Raw genomic sequence first — 18,803 nt, forward strand, 5'->3', positions numbered from 1 at the left:
GCTGTGCTCCGACGGCCTGACCGACCTCGTCGAGGACCCGACCCTGGCCGAGACCCTGCGCGAGTTCGCCGGCGTCGACGAGTGCGCGGACCGGCTGATCGGCCTCGCGCTCGCCGCGGGGGGGGGGGCCCCCCCCGCCCCCCCCCCCCACCCCCCCCCCCCCCCCCCCCCCCCCCCGCGCGCCCGCCCGCGCCCCCCCCCCCCCCCCCCCCCCCCCCCCGCCACTCGCCTCTATCGAAGAATGACATGGGCGGAGTTCGAGGCACCGGCCGGCTGGCCCACCCGTGCCGCGGCGGCCTGGCGCAGAAACCGTGCCGGCCACTTCTATTTGCGGAGGCTCCACGAGGCCGGCCGTATTCCGGCGGATGCGCTGAATGCCGCAATGGAGCTTTTCCCCGACGGAAACCACGCCGAGGGACCTGCTGCCGACGAGCCGTCTGCCGAAGCTCGACGGTTGCCGACACCATGGAATTCTTCCGGTCGGCAAGTGCGAGATGCCGAGCGGTTCTCCGACCGGGTCACCGAAGCCCTCCGGCACGATGTCGTGACGGTCCGGACGATCGAGAGAACGCCGGGCAAGACGGTCGAACTGGTTACCTTCGCGAACGGTGCCGAGCTGATCAAGGAAACGTACCCCTATCCCTGGGAAGCGACGGAGGCGTGGCTGCTCGCTGAGGTCGGTCGCGCAATGGGGGCTCCGGTTGCACCGGCTGTCAGAATCGCCGAGCACGAGGATTCCCTTTTTCGCGGAGTCGCCGAAATTCCCGATCCGGGTACCGAGGCGGCACAGCTGCTCGGGCTGTTCCATGCGGTGACGAGTGGCTTCGGCCCGGGCGCGGCGGAGTTCGTCGTGCCGGACGACAGCGGTGGTCGTACCTGGCTCGACCACAGTATTTCGAGCCGCCGCATCGCCGACATGCGGATCTTGGTCGGGCAGTGGGAGGAACAATTCTCCAGGCACGGACATGCCGATACCTACAGCCGAATCATGGCCGAATTGGCCGCTGCCGGGCGGCATTCGCACCGGGGCGAGGTACTCGACCTCGCCGGACTCACGATCGAAGCGCAGCGGAAGGCGCGGCTGGTCGAGGATTTCACCTCGAGCCACCCCTATTTCACCATCTCAGGATTCGATCATCCGGATATCGCCTACGATGTGGTCGAGGAAATCGTGCGCACGCTCGACGGATTGCTCACGAAGTTCGCGCAGACACCCGATGGCCGCGGGCCGGTGATGACCAATATTCGCGGATTACGGATCGATTTTCTGGATTCGGGGCGACCGGTGATCGGACACGCAATAACCCGTGGCGGCAGGGGGACCGAATCGATAGATATCGCGTTCGAGTATGCCTTCGACCGGGACCGGGCGCTGCGGCAATCCGAGAGACACTGGCGTACGCATTACAATGTGGGCAGCGATCAGCCATTCCGTGACCTGATCGTGCACGAGTTCGTGCACGCCGTCGACCAAGCGCAGAATGAGCGACTCCGGCAGGAGCTGCCGCAGATGCTCGAGCAGATCTGGGAGAAATTGCGGGCCGCGGGCATGATGCCGGAGCGCTACGATCAGTGGATCGCCCGCCTGCCGCGATATGCGATGGAGAAATCACGCCCTGGCGATCTGAATCCGGCCGAGGCGCTGGCGGTAGGCTTCAGCGACGCGGAAATCAACGGCGCGGTGGTGGGCAGCCCGCAATGGGCCATCCACCATTTCGTCACCGCCGGCGTGCCGCCGGAGATCACCCCGGAACTCGAAATCGAACTGCCCAGCGGAGTCGAGGTGATATTCGGAGATCGTGGTGACGAGCCTCCCCAGGCCGCTGTGGTCGGAAGCCGGCTGATCGAAAGTTCGCCGAAAATGACCGTGGAGTCGGTGACCTATGCCGACGGCACCGAGCGTATCCGGGAGACGTATCCCGACTCCCGGAGCGCGAAACTGGCGTGGTTGCTCACGCAGGTCGCGCACGACGCCGGCCTGCCGACGAGAGTGCGCCGCGGATTCCCCGATGCGGGCAATTCGCTGTTCCGCGAACCCGCCCCCGGGCCGTCGGAGTCGAATCCCGAGTCCGAGCAGTTGCTCGAACTGTTCCACGCCGTGACGGCCGGGTCCGGGCCCGGCTCGGCGGAATTCGATCACACCGTGCCCGGCCCGTGGATCGCACGACTCCGGAACAGTCTGCGACAGTGGCAGGAACGGTTCGCCGCCTACGGATCGGCCGAGGCCTACGACCGCCTCCTGACCGGCCTGGCGGCCGCAGAACGGCACTCGCCGGACAATCGAGCCGAGATGTCCACCCGTGAGAAGGCCAGCCTGTTCGCGAAATTCACTCTGCGCCATCCGAATTTCGCCCTTGCCGGTCTCGATCACCCGGACCTGACGGCCGAAGCTGTCGACGAGCTTCTGACGACGCTCGACGAGTTGCTCACGCGATACGCGCGGACACCGAGTGGTGGTGAACAACCGATATCCCGTATCCGCGGGATGCGCATCGATCTCTTCGAGGAACGGCCGGCCTTCGGCTGGGCGGTGCCGGGGCCTGGCGGGCGCACCCGATGGATCGAATTGTCCTTCGACTACGCCTCCGACCTCGTACCCCGGATGCGATCCGGACAGCGAAGCCGGGGGACCTACCTCGAACAGGGCCATGACTCCCCGTTCCGCGACCTCGTCACCAACGAGTTCGCGTACGCGATCGATCACATACACGACAACCGGCTCACCCGACGGCTGCAAGAAATGCTGGAAAAGACGTGGAGCGAACTCCAGGCCCAGCGCCTGGTTCTGGAGCGGTACGAGAAATGGATCACCCGCCTGCCCGAATACGTCTTCGAAGACCAGAACAGCTTTGACCTCGATCTCCCCGAAGCGCTCGCCGCCGGTTTCGCTCAGGCCGGCGATGCCGAGATCGGCAGCCCGCAATGGGCGATCCATCATTTCGTCACCACCCTCCAGGCGCCGGAGATAACCCCCGACCTCGACGTCGCACTGTCGGATGACGGCCCCTCCTGGGCGCCGGATCGGCGGATCGGAAACAAGCCCGACGCAGGCGACCCGACTCCGAGTGTTCGGGACACGCATGAGTCCGCGGGGCAGGGGCGGGGCGGTCGTGTCGAAGCAGCCCTCCGGCACGAGATTGTCGAGACCCGAGTGGTCGAGAGCACGCCCGAAGTGACGGTCGAATCGGTGACGTTCGCGAACGGCACCGAACTCATTCGGGAGACCTATCCCGACGCCGAGCGTGCGCGCGAGGCGTTGTTGTTCGGGCGGATCGGTGTGCAGATGAAGGCTCCGGTCACGTGGCCCCACTACTACCCTGGCTCGGACAGATCCCTTGTGCGTGAACGCGTTACCGCAACGCACGAGCCAGAGTCTCGACCCGCGGCACTGCGACAACTCCTGCACGCGCTCACAGGAAATCACGGTTCGGCGTCCGCGATGTTCGTTACTCTCGACGACCGAGGCAGCCCGGTCTGGCACGATCACCCCATTCCCCGTGCCGAGTTCCTCGACCTGCGGCGTGTTTTGGCGTCATGGCGGGACGAATTCAATTCCTACGACCTGACCGATGTACACGATCGGGCTACCGCCTGGCTCGCCGCTGTCGAACGGCACGGCCCGGTCGACCCGGAGGAGTCACTGCACTTCGCCGGGCTCTCCGAGGAGTCGCAGCGGAAGGCGCGGTTGGTCGAGGATTTCAACCAGGCCCATCCGTACTTCACCATCTCCGGATTCGATCACCCCGCGGTGGCTGTCGAGGTGGTCGAGGAGATCGTCACGACACTGGAAGATCTGCTGACCAGGTTCGCGCAATCGCCCGACAACGCTTTGCAGGTGATGTCCAATATCCGTGGACTTCGGATCGATCTACTCGATCGGCCGAGAACATACGGGCTCGCTGTTCCGAGCCCGAAAGATGCCCCCGAGCGAACCGAATGGATAGCAATATCCTTCGACTACGCCGCGGATCCGGCCCGTTTGGCGAGCGCCCTGGAGGAGGACAGGCAGGAGAATTACAATGTAGTCAGCAATCGACCATTCCGCGATATCGTCATCCACGAGTTCGTGCACGCGATCGACCACGCGCAGCGCGGTCTACTCACACGGACGCTGCCGACGGTGCTGGCGGAGACGCACGCCGAGTTGCAGCGCCTGGGTCTGGTCCGAGAGCCTTATCAACTCTGGATCGGGCGACTGCCCGGCTATGCGCTCAAAATATCGGACACCATCGAACTAGACCCGGTCGAAGCATTGGCCGTAGGTTTCGCCGATGCGGAGGTCAACGGCGTAGAAGTCGGCAGTCCGCAGTGGGCGATTCATCATCTCGTCACAAGATTCAACGGGCCGAATGTCACCCCCGAACTGGCGGTTGCCCTGCCGGACGACGAGCCCGACCCGTCTGTCGAGCCGGAGAACCCCCGCATTGTCGTTGTCGGCTCCTCTGCCTACCAATGCACCATCGAGGCGAACGAGTTGCCGGGGCCCGGCGCGGCGGCTCTCACCGAGGCGATGCGTGTCGCTCCCGGCGGGGTGGCGCTGCGCCAGGCGGTCGCGCTGGCGCGGTTCGGCGCGGAGGTCTCCGTCATCAGTGCGGTCGGCGAGGACGCGTTCGGGCACGCTACCCAGGCTGCCCTTCGGCACGAAATCGGTTCCGGCGGAGTCCGTGTCGCGCCGGGCGCCTCGTCCGCCGGGTTGATCCGCATAGTCTTGGCGGACGGCCGGGAATCCGTGCTGCGGTTCGCGCCCTCCGCGCTGGACGTCACCGTCGAGGATATCGAGCAGAATCTGGCGGACCTCCAGGCCGCCGACGCGGTATTGATCGCACCCGAGGTGTCGGACGATGTGGTCGGGGCGATCAATGATGCGGTCGAGGCGGGTGAGCGCGACGTCGTGGTGCATCGGCTGGCGCAACCGGGCAGCACGGCGGTTCCGAATGTAACCGAGACTGCGGCCCTGCTCTCGGAGGTATTGCCGACTTGGGCAGCCATCGGCCCGACCGCCACCGAAACGGATCCCGAACGCCCACTGGAGTTTCCGGACGACGCTCCGAGCCGGATGGAGCCCGACACCGACACAGCCCCGTCGGAAGTGGACCGCCAAGCGTCGGGTCGGCCGCGGCTCATCGTATTCGGTAGCGCCGTGGCCGATTTCATCGTCGGCTACCGCGAATTCCCCGGGGCCGGTGATTCGGCCGACGCTGAATCCGTGCGTATGAATCCGGGCGGGAAAGGGCTGAATCTGGCGACCCAGTCCGCGCGCCTCGGTGCCGCGGTGCAATTGGTGACAGCCTTCGGCCGCGACATTCCGGGAACCCAGATCGAGGAGGTGCTCGGGCGCGAGCACATCGGAGCCGACTGGGTACGGATCGAGGACGAGGCACCGACCGAAACCGTCGTCTGCCTGCTCGATACCGCGGCCGGTGATGCGTCGTTCCTGGAGCACACCTCGCCAGGCGTCAAACTGACCGCCGCCGACGTCGAGCGCGCCGCCTCGGCCATCGCCGCCGCCGATGTCGCGGTGATCACAGCCGAAGTTCCGGACGCCGTGATCGCGGAAGTCTGCGCGATGGCACGGCGCAACGGCACGAGAGTCGTGCTGCAACCGGCACCGGCGCCCGAACGGTTCTCGACCGACACGGTGAGCATGGCAGATGTGCTCGTGCCCAACGAGATCGAGGCCCGAACACTGCTGGCGGCGGTGGACGACGACGCGGCCACGATCCCCGCGCACCAGCTGCCCCAGCGCCTGTTCCAAGCGTTCGGCGTACCCACGATCGTCGTCACCCTCGGTGCGGCGGGGTGCGCCGTGTGGCACGACGGACATACACAGCTGTACCCGGCACACCCGGTCGATGCCGTAGTGGAAACGATCGGCGCGAGTGACTCTTTCACCGCGACACTCGCCGTGCGTCTGGAATCGGGCGACTCCATCGACGCGGCAATCCGAGCCGCCCTGTCGGCCGCGGCCCATACGATCGCACGCCCGGGTGGTCTCACCTCGATGCCGTTCGCTGCGGATCTGGATGCACAGCGGCATGCGCCGTGGGGTTCCGCGATCTTCAGTGTCGGCCCTGTCCGGATGGATTCGGCGCGACGGCGGGTGTGGGTTGTCGACGGCGATGATGTCATCGAAAATCACTTGAGCAGCAATGAATTCGCGCTACTCGATATCCTGACCCGGGAACCGGGGCACGCCGTCAGTCGGAGGAAGATCGAGGAGGCGGTATGGGGCGAACCGCTTCTCAACCGGAATTCGCTCAGTGTGCTCGTGCGCAGACTCAAGAACAAGCTGCGCACAGACGGATTGATCACTGCGGTGCCGGGGGGAGGCTACCGCTTCGGGACGGTCAGGAGCCCGCCGGGTGATGCGATTTCGGAGGGGCGGCGCGACGACGGCTTCATCGCATCTGAGGACGGAGGTTGGCGCTTCGACGGTCGTGGGACCGTCCGGGCGGAGGAGGACGCGCCCCACGACTCGGCACCGCCCGATGATTCGCCGGAAGATGGCCTCCAAGGACGAACTATCGGCACGCGGCCGAACGGAGATGTCGACCAGGATGACGTACCCGGTTCGCCACAGGCGGAGCGGCGGACCGAAGACGATGTCGTTTTCCGGTATGTGACGGGTCCGGAGCTTGCTGAGCTGCGGGATTCCGTGGTGGATCTGGACAGGGACAACTGGGAGGGTGGTCCGGGGCGGCTCGGTCTGGAGTCGTGGACAGTGGAGGCGGAGGCGTGGGGGGCGGTGGTGGCCGAAGCGGGTGGTCCGGGTGGGCGCCTCGTCGGATTCTGTCTCGGGCAGCGCAAGCAGGAACTCAGTGGAACGCATCTGGCTTTGCGGAAATCCAAAACATCGACGGCTAATTATGGCGTGGTGGAGCCTCGTTTCGAAGAGTCGAATGTTCATGTCACCGCGATGGTGGTGGACCAGGGCATGCGGCGGCTCGGTATTGCTGATGCGATGTTGAATACATTCCTGTTGCACCGGGATGAATCGCAGTTCAGTGTGTACGTGGGCGTGGCCGACAAGCCGGCGATCGCAGTGGTGGAACGAGTAGGGATCGAGGATTTCGGTGAGTTCGGGCACCGTGACCGGGACGACGAAATACCCTATGACTCCCGGCTGTACCGGGGCTCGCGGTCTGTCGAAGAGTTACAGGGCCGGCAACGTCGTTTGGCGGAGCGGGGATTCGCCACCGTGGACGAGAATCTGGTGCTGCGGCGGCCGGCGGGGACGCAGGCGGAGATGGCCGGGTCTGCGCGTCCGCTCGGTGAACTCCCGGGCGATGTGACTTTCCGGTACGTGACAGGCCCAGAACTCACCTCGCTGGCGCTTTCGGCGGTCGAGTTGAACCGGAGTAGCGGCGATGACGACCTGTCCCGGCTCGATGTGGGGGAGTGGGCGGATGCGGCGGGTCATTGGGGGGCGATGGTGGCCGTGTCCGGTGGGCGGCTCGTCGGAATGTGCCTCGGGCGGCGGAAGCAAGAATTTCCGGGATATTCCGACCTGCGTGGACACGAGGTGCGGGGAGGGCGGCATGCCTTGGACCCCCGGCGTCCGGAGCCCAATGTCCATATCACGACCCTGCTGGTGGATGAGAACATGCGCGGGTTCGGTATCGGGGAGGCGTTGCTGAGCACGTTCCTGCTGAATCGGCAGGAAACCCGATTCAGCGTGCTGGTCGATCCGGAGAAGGACCAGTCCGCGATTGCGATAGCTCAGCAGGTGGGTGGCCTGAACCTCCGGCCGCTCGGCGGCGGGAGGAGGACGGTCCTGTATGAGGGGCCGCGTTCCGAGGCGGGTCTGCTCGGCCGCCGGCAGCGATTGTGGGCCAGCGGCTACACCGAGGTGGACGGTGAGCTGGTGCTGCGGCGGCCGGTGGAGACAGCAGAGCAGCAGCGGAAGGCTGCGCTGAGACGGCATCCGCATTCCCATGATTCCGTCGCGAATTGGGCGCGTGCTGTTCGCGGCACGCAGAGTTTCAAGAGGATGGATCGTCTGATCGACGCGCCTGATGGTACTTGGCAGGACGTGGAAAACGGGGCGGAGCTGAGTATCGGTCAGGTGCGTGCGCTGTTGCGAAATATGCCCGGCGCCAGGGAGTGGTATGCGGCTCTCGCCGCGAGTTTCTTCCCCGAGTTGGCCGGCCCCTCGTCTCAGGTGGGTCTGAATCTGCGGTCGGTGCGGGAGCGGGCCGGGATCGAGCCCGAACAGCTCGCGGCACGACTGGGATTGTCGGTGGCGGAGCTGGATGCGTGGGAGACCGGGCTGGAGACCGGGTGGGCGATAGACCCGGAGACCGGGAAGAAAGTACAAAAATATGTGGAGCTGTCGCAGGATAAGTTGTTTTGGTATCTGCGGGGATTGGCGTCGTTGATGCCGGCTCCGGCAGTGGAGCGGGCGCGGCTGGCGGCGATTCAGGGGGGTGACGGTGAAAGGGAAGGTGTGTGTCTTGCGGCATTGCGTATCGGTGCCGGTCTGGAACCGCGCTTCATCACCGAGAAGACCGAGTGGGCGCCGGGAAAGCTCGAGCGGATCGAGACGGGGACCCAGAGCCCGACGATGGAAGACGTCGAGGCGTATCTGCGGGCCTTGGCCCCGGGAACACCGTGTTTCCCCGAGGGATATCGCCGGGCTGGGGAGTACCTGAAATATCTTCGGCAGAAATCCGGCGCATCGCTGGCGAAGGCCGCGGAAGCTGCGAAGACGACCACCACCATGATGGATGACCACGAATCGGGGCGCGTCGCGGCATCGGTGGAGACAGTGGGCGTCTACCTGTCCAATTATCTGGACAAATACTCCGAAAATGGCGTGAGCATCGACGAATGCGTGGCAGCGTTCCCTGAACTCGCTGCCGCGGCTGCGCGCCGGGCAGCCGAAAACGCTCGTCCCGAGCCGGAGTCCGGCTGGGGGGTGCGTCGCTGGCCTGAGGTCAGGTCGGCGTCGGTGGTGTGGCCGCGGGCGGCTTCGCCGGGTTGGGTGCGGTTGCACGACACGGCGGCGCTGTCGGATGCCGATGATCTCGCACGGGCGATCGTGGCCGGAGCCGATGCGTTCGCCGAACTCGGGAACGCCCATCGGCGGACGCAAGCGTTCGCCGAACTGGCGGAGACGGAGACGGATCCTCGGGTCTTGCCGCTACTGCGTCGGTACCCGAAGTGCACGGAGGTCACCACCGCTGACGAACGCATACGCGGCACACGAACTTTCGCGTTCCGGGAATTCGAACGTAGGGACGACCGGACAGTCGACAATGCACCCGACTCGACGTCGAGGTACGAACCCGACTCGGCGGTGGCAGGGTGGCGTCAGCCGAAGGTCACCGAGGTCCTGGTCCGACTGACGAAACCGGCCCCCGGCAGTGACTGGATCGGTGTGGTGGCCGGGGTCTCCACCCGTCGGGATCCCGCGTTGTGGGAAGAGTCGCTGGCGCCCGAAGCCGCCCCTGATCCGGAGAAGGCGCAGGGGCTGATCGGACACGCGATGAGCGTAGTGGTCGGGAGTTTGCGGCTGCTGGGCGTCACTACCGTCGGCGTCGAGTACGGGACCGTGCAATACGGCGACGGGGTGGAGGTTCGGACCATCGAAGGGACACGGAGTGTCCCACTCAAGTTTGAAAACGTGGCCCGGTCGGTAACGATGACGTTCACCGACGCGCCAAACGCAAGGTTCGATATCCGGGTCGATCCGAAACATGGCCGCCTGATAGTGAGTTCGTCCGGCGGGCTGCTTCTGGACGAGCAGATCCTGTCGCCACGTGGCGCGCTGACACTCGAACTCGAGCACGCGGTCTCGGAGGCGCTCGTCCATGTGCTCGTCCAGGCCGTGAGCATTCACCTCAAGCACGGGAAGGTGACGTCGAAGGATCCGCGGTATGTCCGTGACGCGAAAGGCACGCTGGTAGCTACCTGGCCCGCCCGCGTGGACGGTGCGATACGACAGGCTTACGACACGATGCTGGCAAGGAAACCGCGATCGTACCGGCAACAGCGTCATTTCTTCCGTCGGCGAGCCGAGGTCCTTCGTCGCCTGGAATACGCTCGCGGGCCCTTGGCCCTGCGGAAAGAACGCCTTGCCGCACTACGCGCGGAATCAACCCGGTTCGAGGAGTCGATACGACGGCACTGGGGCCCCGTGAAAATCCGGACCCCCCAGACCCTGCACCCCGAAGCCGCACCGCCGTTCTCGCTGCATTACGGAATGGCCCTGCTAGCGTCTTCATCGAATGCCCTTACCGCGCCCTTGGCCGATTCCGTAGACTATCAACTTCGCGGCGGGACGGGAAGTCTGACCGGTTCGATATATCTCGCCCGCTCTCGGTACTGGGTTTACGTCAATTTTGTGTACAGAAGAAACGAGGAAGATACCGCTCCTCTGCATTTTCTCTATCAAACCGACGGCAAGAAGGAATTTTATTCGGTATTTCTGGGCAGGCTGTTCGACACGGTGGCGCGGCTGGGCGGAAGCCTGATCCTCGGGAGATTCGGCGTTCCGATCAACCCCGCGCTGCTCGGCGGAATGGGTGTCCGGAACGCTTTGAAGGGCCTTTTGGACGGTGTGAGATCAGCGCAGATCAAGCCCTTGTACTCGGTTCCCGAAGGTCTGACGACACAGACGCTGGCCGTGACCGGCCGCGGCGAGTTCTACAACTTGTACATCCGGCTGCGAGACGAAACCTCTCTCTTGGCTCGACGGGTAAAGGCTCTCGAACGAGGCGCTCAGGACAAGCGTGCGTTGCCCGAACTCATCGGTCGACTCAACGATATGTATCGAACCATCCGTGCGATGGCCGATCTGATCGAACGGTACGGGTTCGGCCCCGCTGCGTTGCGCACCGGGATGTCGCCCGTGAACTCACCCAGCAATGCGACGGTGCGCAATACGGGTTGGATGTCGCCGGTGGGCTCGGCGGGCGCCGGCGCCTTGATCACGTGGGCGTTGGGTGACCCTTGGCTCGGGGTGCTGGGTGCGGTGTGGGTGTGGTGGCACTTTGTCTCGTCCGCAGTGAATCGTAAAGTTTCGAGTTACACGGGGGTGGAACGTGCTACCCGGACGCAGCGAAATCACGATTACCAGCAAAAGCAGTGGGATGACGATGTGCGGGAGGCGATCGAACTGTTCGATCCACGGCTGGCTCTTCCGGCCCCGCTGGCTGATGCGAGAAGAAAGTGGGTCGGCGCCGGCCCGTATATTCTGAAGGGGCTGTTTCAGGCGATCGCAGAACTCCCCTTCACCTTTTGGGGCGCGCTCCTGGTGCCACCTGGGGCGGGCTTGGCCTATTTCTTCGAAAGATTCTTGTCGCCGATCACCAACGGGGTGCGCTCGTTCGCGGAGGAGATATTCGACCAATATAAAGTGATAAAAAACAAGGAGATCGACGATGCGATAGCGCTGGAAGAAGGACCACATGATCTGAGTGGGATCATAGATTCAGTAGCCGGGAAAGTGGCCGAGGCGAGATCCTTGCTCCGTGCCGCCGAGGAGATAATCGATCCGGCAGGGTATCCGGATTTCTCCGGTGCGGTGTCACCCGCTGCCGTATACCGGGAGTTGATGAAGAAGGGTGAGGGCAAGGAGAACTCGAGTATTGTGCTGGAGCGGTTCAGGCAAGTGGTGGCGGCTAATGATACTCCGGAGTTGTTCGATGCCTTCATGGCCTCGATTACCAAAGGATTCGCCAAGCTGGAACCCGAGCAGCGTGCCGGTAAAGCGGCAGCGGCCTTCCTGGAGTGGCACGAATCTCGGGTGGCGGCAATCGGCAAACTCGAGATGATGGATCGTTTCGCGGCCAGGTACCTGCCACCAGAGCTGCGGTTGGAGGCGCTGTTTCCGGAGGAAAGGCGCACGCCGTTGGATCCGCAGTACTGTGAATTCGCGCGGGTGGTGGCGAAGTTGCCCATCGTGGCTGTGGACCCGAAGAATCCGAAATCTCATGAGCTCATGGATTACACCGGTCTACTCTATATGTCCCTGATTCTCGCCGGAGTACGTAACGGGGTGTATCTGCCCGATCCGGACAACCCCGAGATGTCGCGACTGGATACCGTCACGTTGGGTAACTTTTTGACTATAGGCGCGACGGTGATGATGCAGGATCTCGAACTACTCGGGCGTAGCCGCGATCTGGATGCGCTGCTCGCCGATTCGGTTGCGCTGCGAAGAAGCGAGTCGATTGCCAAGTGGCACGGTGTGGGTGTCGAGGGCGTAGTGGGATTGGGTGCGCGGAGCGTGCAGGATGGAGATATCGGAGCCTCCAATACAGCGTCGAAAGAGGAGTTGCATTGGGCAAGGAATCTGTTTCCTATTGCCCTGGGCGACCCAGTTTATCGTGGGCAGTATGTTGATCGGCTGGCACGGCGCCTGGCTGATACCCGGGAGCCGGCCGTCGAGGACCGCGGGTATGGCGACGTCAGCCCCGATCCCGTCGCGGAATGGCCCGGTAACGTCGGATATCTGAGCCCACTGATCGATGCCCGAATCGCCATGTCATTCGATTCCTCGACCGATGTCGTGCCGGCCGAGGCGGACGAGTCCGATGATCTGTCGACCACCACTGGCGGTGACGATGAGGCGGAGAGGTCGGATGAGCGGCACGGCACCGATGATCTGCTCCGGCGCGCGGTTTTCGGGCGGGTGCAGCGTGTTGTGGCGAATGGCGCGGTGGCGCAGGCGATCACCGGCGAGGTGATGAATCGGGTGGCTCGCGACGGGATCGTTTCCGGTGGCCGGAGCAGTGTGGACGATATCTTCGCGGTGGCGGATATTGTGATGGTCGAGCGGCTGCGGGAAGGTATCCGGTCCGATCACACCGCCTATGTCGAGCGTGACGTTGTCGGGCGGGTGCTGCAAACGATGACTCCGGCGGAATGGGAGAGCGGCCGCCTGGGTCTGACTCCCGCGGCGCGGAGGTGCCTGACGGCACGTTTCCTGCGTGGACTGCCGGTGGTCGATGCGGCGACGGAGTTGCGACAGGACCCGGAGTTCCTGGCGGCTTTCGAATTGTCTGCCGTTCGCCGGTTGGCCGAACTCATCGATGCGGAGCGTGGCGGACCGGACCAGCGCGCGGCAGCGGAGAGTGCCCGGAAGAATGACGACACCGATGCGGTCGCGATGGACCGTTCGCCGTCCACGGAATATCCGACGGTGCCGGGGGAAACAGTAAGTAGGATCGGCAGTTTCGAACTGGATCGGTCGGCGGAGCGGGTAACGGTCGCCGGAAAAGAGACACCGCTCAGTCCCACCGAATTCGCTCTACTTTCGGCATTGACGCAGCGGCCCGGACATGTCGTCACGCTGGATGATCTCGAGAGACTCTGGCAGCGCACCGTGTCTCCGAAGACGATCAATTTCGCGGCCATCGGACTGCGGAACCGACTCGATGCCCGCACCTGTGTGGTGCGCCTCGAAGATGTGGGTTGGCGTTTCGATGGCCTGCCCTCCGACCGGGCGATTGTCGACGCGAACGTTGCTTCGGATCCGAGAATGCTCGACCGTAGCGGTGTCCGGTTGTCGCCGAGTGCACGCCGGGTGTGGGTCGGGGATCACGAAATAGACCTCACCCGAACCGAATTCGATCTATTGATGACTCTCATGGCGGCCGCCGGCCGCGTCCTGTCGAGGGAGGAGATCGAAAACGAGGTTTGGGGCGATGTCTCGCCGAAACCCAATCGCCTCGAGTCCCAGGTATACAACCTGCGAAACAAGCTGGGAGAGAAGGGCAATGACCTGATCGAATGGGCCGATACCGGCTACCGCTTCAGCCTGCCGACGACGTCCCCCGTGGTGCGGGACAAGCCGCGGCCCACACCGTGGACGCAGACGAGCCGAGAGTCCTCGAGGCCTTCGAGTCGGGTAGAAGACCCGGCACCTCGGCCGGATACAGGGTTGCCGGACGACGGTGAACCGGATGGTGATGGCCCGAGGTTTCCGATCGGTACTCGGCCGGACGACGACGGGATGTCCGGCCGCGATTCCCGGACGCCGTGGAGCGCGCCCGCCGGGATCTCCGCGGCAGGCGATTCCGCGGTGGACTCGGCGCTACTGGCCGAACGTGCCGACGGTGCCGGAATTGATTCCGGTGAATGGCGGGCGCACGGCGGGCACGCCCTGGACGCGATGTCGGATCAGGTCCGGGAACTGCTGCGGTATACGGAGGTCGGTCGTCGGGTGCTGGAATCGCTGGAGTCGATGCGGGTCGATGAACGCTTCGTGTACATGAGCTCGGATCGCTCTATCGGCGGCAGTTGGAACAATGTGGAGCATGCTGCCACTGTCTACACGTCCGGAAACGACTATGTCGCACAGGCACTGATTCTGGCCCACGAGTCGGTGCATGCCGAGTTCTTCGCCCGGAATCGCTCGGTTCGCGATCCGCTGTCGATGTCGCGCGCGGAATATGTTCGGGCCATGGTCGCGGAGGAGACGGCGTGCTTCCGGCGGTCGATGGAGTTGGCGGTCGAGTTGCGGTCGCGGGGGTTCGAAATTCCGCGGGGGCCGATCGAAGACGCCTACGATGCGGCGTATGACAAGGCGGTCGCCCGCCGCGCGAAATCCGGGCTGACAGCTGCTCGGATACACGAGCAGGCCCATGCGTCCGCTATACGAGCGGCCGAGCAGGTTGTCGGTTCGTTCCGCTGGAAAGACGGACGCCGCAACTACCGCCTGCACTACCAGGAGATCTGGGATCGTGCTCGCGTCCGTATGCAATACGGCGTGACCCAGCCGTCCTGGGGGGATGCCGTCGATGCCGGTCAGCCCCGGCATTACGAATTGACACCGGCAGGTGCGGAACGAATGCGGCATCTTGTTCTGCGACACGACAGTGATGTCGTCGCGGAACAGCAACTCTCTCGGCGGCTGTCGGAAATGGCGGCCGAATACGGTATCGCCGCCGGTGCCACCTCGGTGCTCAGGGCTCACGTCGCGCGCGATATCGCCTCGCTGGACGCGGAACTGGTGCGGACGCCGGAACGGCGACCGGAACTCCGGCGCGTGCAGCACAAGTTGCGGGAACTGTCGGATCTGGCCGACGAACTCGACAAGTCGGAGGCTTCGATCCGGAGTGGTCGGCTGAAAGTCATGCGGGACATAGTCGTCGCCGATGTCGTCGACCGGCTGACGAGCGATCTTCCGGAAGCGCAACGTATTTCGGATAACGCGGTGCTTCTGCCCGGCACATCGGCGCGGCTGGTCATCGTGAGCGAGCCGGGCGAGCACCGAATCGTGTTGTCCGATCCCCGGGTCGCTGCCGCGGCCCGGGGCGCACGGGTCGAATACTGTCATGTGAAGGTGCATTCGGACGGTGAGTCGTACGTCTGGACGACCACACGACCGGTCGAATCTCGGAAACCGCCGCAGTCGGCCCCGCTATACCTGGCCGAGACAGCGACTCGTCGCCGCATGGAGCGTATTCGCGCCGAACTCGGCAGCGCCGCGGTGGGAGCGTGGGCGCTGGATGTGCTGCGCGATGTGGAGATCGTGCACACGGCCGATCCCGCCGCGGCGGGATTCAAACCGGTCCGTCGCCGGCTGGTACTCGATATCGGGATGTCGGACGAACAACACATGGCCCACCTGGTGCACCATGCGATTCACGTCGCGGTGGCTCGGGACCGGGAGACGATCGAATTCGTGCGCGAGCAGCTGACCCTCTCGCGAGAGTCCTACATCGACCTCCGCACAGCCGAGGAGACACGCGCGCACGCAATGGAAATTGTTGCCTCGCTACAACTTCGAAACGCCGGGTACGCGGTCCCGGAGCCGGTGGGCCTGCGCGCCTACACCGAGGCCTACTACCGGGCCCGCGCGGAACTGGTCGAAAACATGGGCCTGACGGGGAAAACAGTTCCCGAGCGGTTCCTGCCGGTCCTGGACCGGATATCCAACGACGCCGGTCTGGCGGCGCTGCGGCCGGAAGTGGAATCGCATGTCGTGCAAGGGGAACGCTACCGGGACGTTTACGGCAAGGCCTGGGATGCCGCCCGGGGCGTGCGTCGGTTCGCCGAACAGGTGCAGGCGGCACGCGCGAGTGGCGAGCGATCAGTGCAATTCCTCCATTCCGGGACGACGGTTCCCGGGGTGCGGAAGGTCGAACTGGTCACCTTCGACGACGACGCGACCTATGTGCGCGCAACCCTGCGAGATTCCCATGATGCGCACGCCGCGATGCTGTCGTCCCGGCTGGGCCGTGCGTTCGGATTGCCGATGCCGCGGATCGTCGCGGACGGTCACCTCGTGTACTGCGAGCCGGTATCGCCCGCGCTACAGGCCGAATTCGCACGGGCCGACTTCGGTTCCGTCGGTCTGGGTCTGCATGATGCGCTGACCGGCTCTCCGGACGGTAATCGGGTGATGGCCGATCGCTCGACACAGGTCGCCTGGAGTAATCAGCACCACGCGTTCTTGGCCACCAGACTTTCATCGACGACGGTGAGCAGATTCGCGCGACGATTCCTGCGAGTACACGCCGATCGAACCGTCGAATTCATCGCGCACGACGTCACCACGCCGGAACTCGAATGGTTCCGCGACCGGCTACTGGAGCTGCGTCCCGAGTTCGAGCGGCTCGGACGTGGCGACTGGCACGACATGATGCTGGACCGGTTCACGCGGATCACCGAATACGCTCGCCCGTAGGCCTTCTCGGCGCAGAGTCAATCCACCGCTCGCGACGATTCGGACGCCCGTGCGATGAACCTGGCGCGCAATCCCTTCGGCACGAGCAGCGCACCCGCGACCATCGGCGCGCGCGGATCGACCACCGTGATGTCGTACTCGCGCGCGAGTGTCCGGACGGCGAGGGTGAGCTGCCGCAGGCCGACATGGTTGCCCGGACAAATCCGCGGCCCGGCACCGAACGGGAAGTACGCGTATCGCGTGTGCGGCGCGGCCGGAGTGAGCCATCGTCCGGGATCGAAGGTTTCCGGGTCGTGCCACCATCGAGGATCCCGGTGAACGAGATAGGCGCAGAACATGATCTGCTCGCCGGGGCCGACCTCGATGTCGCCGACGGTGGTGTGTTCCCACACCTCGCGGCCCATCAGCCAGGTCGGCGGATACATGCGCAGCAGTTCTTTGACGAACGCCTCGGCGTAATCACCGGAGTCCGTGGTCAGTCGCTGTGCGAGGCCGGGAAGGCGCGCCAGCGTCAGGACGGCCCAGGTGAGTGTCACACCCGGCTGGCCGTAGGAGGCGCGCAGTATCGCTTCCACCATCGTTGTGACTTCCCGCGCATCCGGGCTGTCGGTGAGCAATACGTCGAGCAGATCGGCCGCCTCGGCGCGGGCCGGGGCTGCCCGGCGAGCGTCGATCCGGTCGGCGAGCAGGCGTCGCAGCCGTGCGTCGGCGCGGTGCAGTCGGCGCACACTCGGTGTCGGCAACCATGCCGGCACCGTGAGCGAACTGCCCATGAACACTTCCGACGCGGCGACGGCGTCGGCGAGCGCGTCGGCCAAGCCCGCACCGTCCGAGCCGAGACAGTAATCGGTCAGGCTGCGGCCGGTGAATGCCGTCATCACCTGCCGCACGTCGACCTCCCGACCTTCGGTCCGGGCGAGCGTCTGCCGGAGCAGATCGACCACGTGCGATTCATATCCGCCGAAAGCGCTGTGCGACAACGCTCGTCTGGCGCGCTTGCGCGCCGACATCCTGCCCGTGGTGTCGACACGACTCGGCGGAGGGCCGAGCAAATGCCCTTCGATTCCGAACTCGTTGTTCGTGCGGACGAACAGTTCGTGGACGAGTCCCGGGTCCAGGACGACGGTCGCGGTATCGCTGAACCTGAACACGTCCCCGTACCTGTGCTGGCACTCGCGCAGAAATCCGATGCGGTCACGCTCGTAGGCCAGTCGGTGGCGAAGCGTCGCGGGCATGAATTCTCCGTTGCGGAACAACGTGTCCGGCGACCGTGGGCGGGCCGCCGGACACGTCGACGGTTCGGCTCTAGAGCCACGTCCACCGGCCGCCCATGCGGCCCCGGTCCAAGCGCAGCAGCCGCCCGGCCGCAACAGTGATGAACCTTGCCATTTCCCATCACCTCCCCGATATGCGCATACAGCCTGGGCGTCGGATTCCGCACCCGCCGCGGACCGATGCTGGTCCGTGGTGCCGGTCAGCGTAGCCCGCTGGAACCGATATTCGGATCGGCGAAGTCGCCGGTGTCCGCCATCGAATCAGGGCGGGCCCACCGAGGGGGAAGCTCGCCCTTCGCTTTCGGCAAGGCCTTCAAACGCGAATACACCATGCCTCCGGGTAGTCGGCGCTACTGCCAGGTCGCGGTGTCCGGGTCGATGTTGTGTGCGCGGGCGCCGGATTCGATGGTGCGGCGGAACCAGGTGGCGAGGCCGGGGCGAATGTTGTTGTAGTGCGCGGCGAATCCCGGATCGGTCTCGAAGGTGCGGGCGAGGCAGACCTGCATCTGGCGGGTGAGGGGGAAGTACGACGAGGTGAAGGCTTCGCGGTGGCGCTCGGCGAGTCGATTCGCTTCCGGGCTGCCGGGGGTGACGCCCGCGTCCATCGCGGCGGCCAGGGCGCTTTCGAGGTCGGTGACGGTGTCGGCGACGGCCTGCCATTCCGCCGGGCCTCGGGCGGCCGAGCGTTCGGCGTATTGCTGCCATTGCGTCGTGTCGCCGTAGCGCCGGCGAGCCTCGGCCGCCCAGTCCGGGTTCCACCGGGGGCCGAAGATCGCGGCCAGCGTCAAGGCGGTAAGCAGCAGGCCCCGCGCGGGGGCTTAGATGAAACCATACAGTACGGCGGGGAGGCGCGGGGGGTGGGCGAAGCGAAAGGGGAGCTGGGAGCGCGT

4 protein-coding genes are annotated in these 18,803 nt (G+C 65.0%); 1 reads left to right on the plus strand and 3 read right to left on the minus strand.

Annotated features, from left to right (window positions below; all coding sequences use genetic code 11):
* Positions 1-1,609 precede the first annotated feature (1,609 nt).
* Positions 1,610-3,487: a hypothetical protein gene (locus tag QH470_RS22435; RefSeq protein WP_280274328.1), complete on the minus strand. Its 1,878-nt coding sequence runs from the start codon at positions 3,485-3,487 to the stop codon at positions 1,610-1,612.
* Between the two features lie 351 nt (positions 3,488-3,838).
* On the opposite strand from QH470_RS22435, the gene QH470_RS22440 reads away from it, so the two are divergent.
* Positions 3,839-16,639: a PfkB family carbohydrate kinase gene (locus QH470_RS22440; protein ID WP_425302757.1), complete on the plus strand. Its 12,801-nt coding sequence runs from the start codon at positions 3,839-3,841 to the stop codon at positions 16,637-16,639.
* A 17-nt stretch (positions 16,640-16,656) separates the two neighbouring features.
* Here QH470_RS22440 and QH470_RS22445 read toward each other — a convergent pair whose 3' ends face one another.
* Both QH470_RS22445 and QH470_RS22450 read right to left on the minus strand, forming a co-directional pair.
* Positions 16,657-17,874: a cytochrome P450 gene (locus QH470_RS22445; protein ID WP_280274325.1), complete on the minus strand. Its 1,218-nt coding sequence runs from the start codon at positions 17,872-17,874 to the stop codon at positions 16,657-16,659.
* A gap of 389 nt (positions 17,875-18,263) precedes the next feature.
* The gene (locus QH470_RS22450) at positions 18,264-18,701 is read right to left on the minus strand and encodes a TipAS antibiotic-recognition domain-containing protein (RefSeq protein WP_280274326.1); all 438 of its coding nucleotides are present in this window, start codon (positions 18,699-18,701) and stop codon (positions 18,264-18,266) included.
* Positions 18,702-18,803 lie beyond the last annotated feature (102 nt).

The organism is Nocardia wallacei, from assembly GCF_029868745.1.
Lineage (GTDB): Bacteria > Actinomycetota > Actinomycetes > Mycobacteriales > Mycobacteriaceae > Nocardia > Nocardia wallacei_B.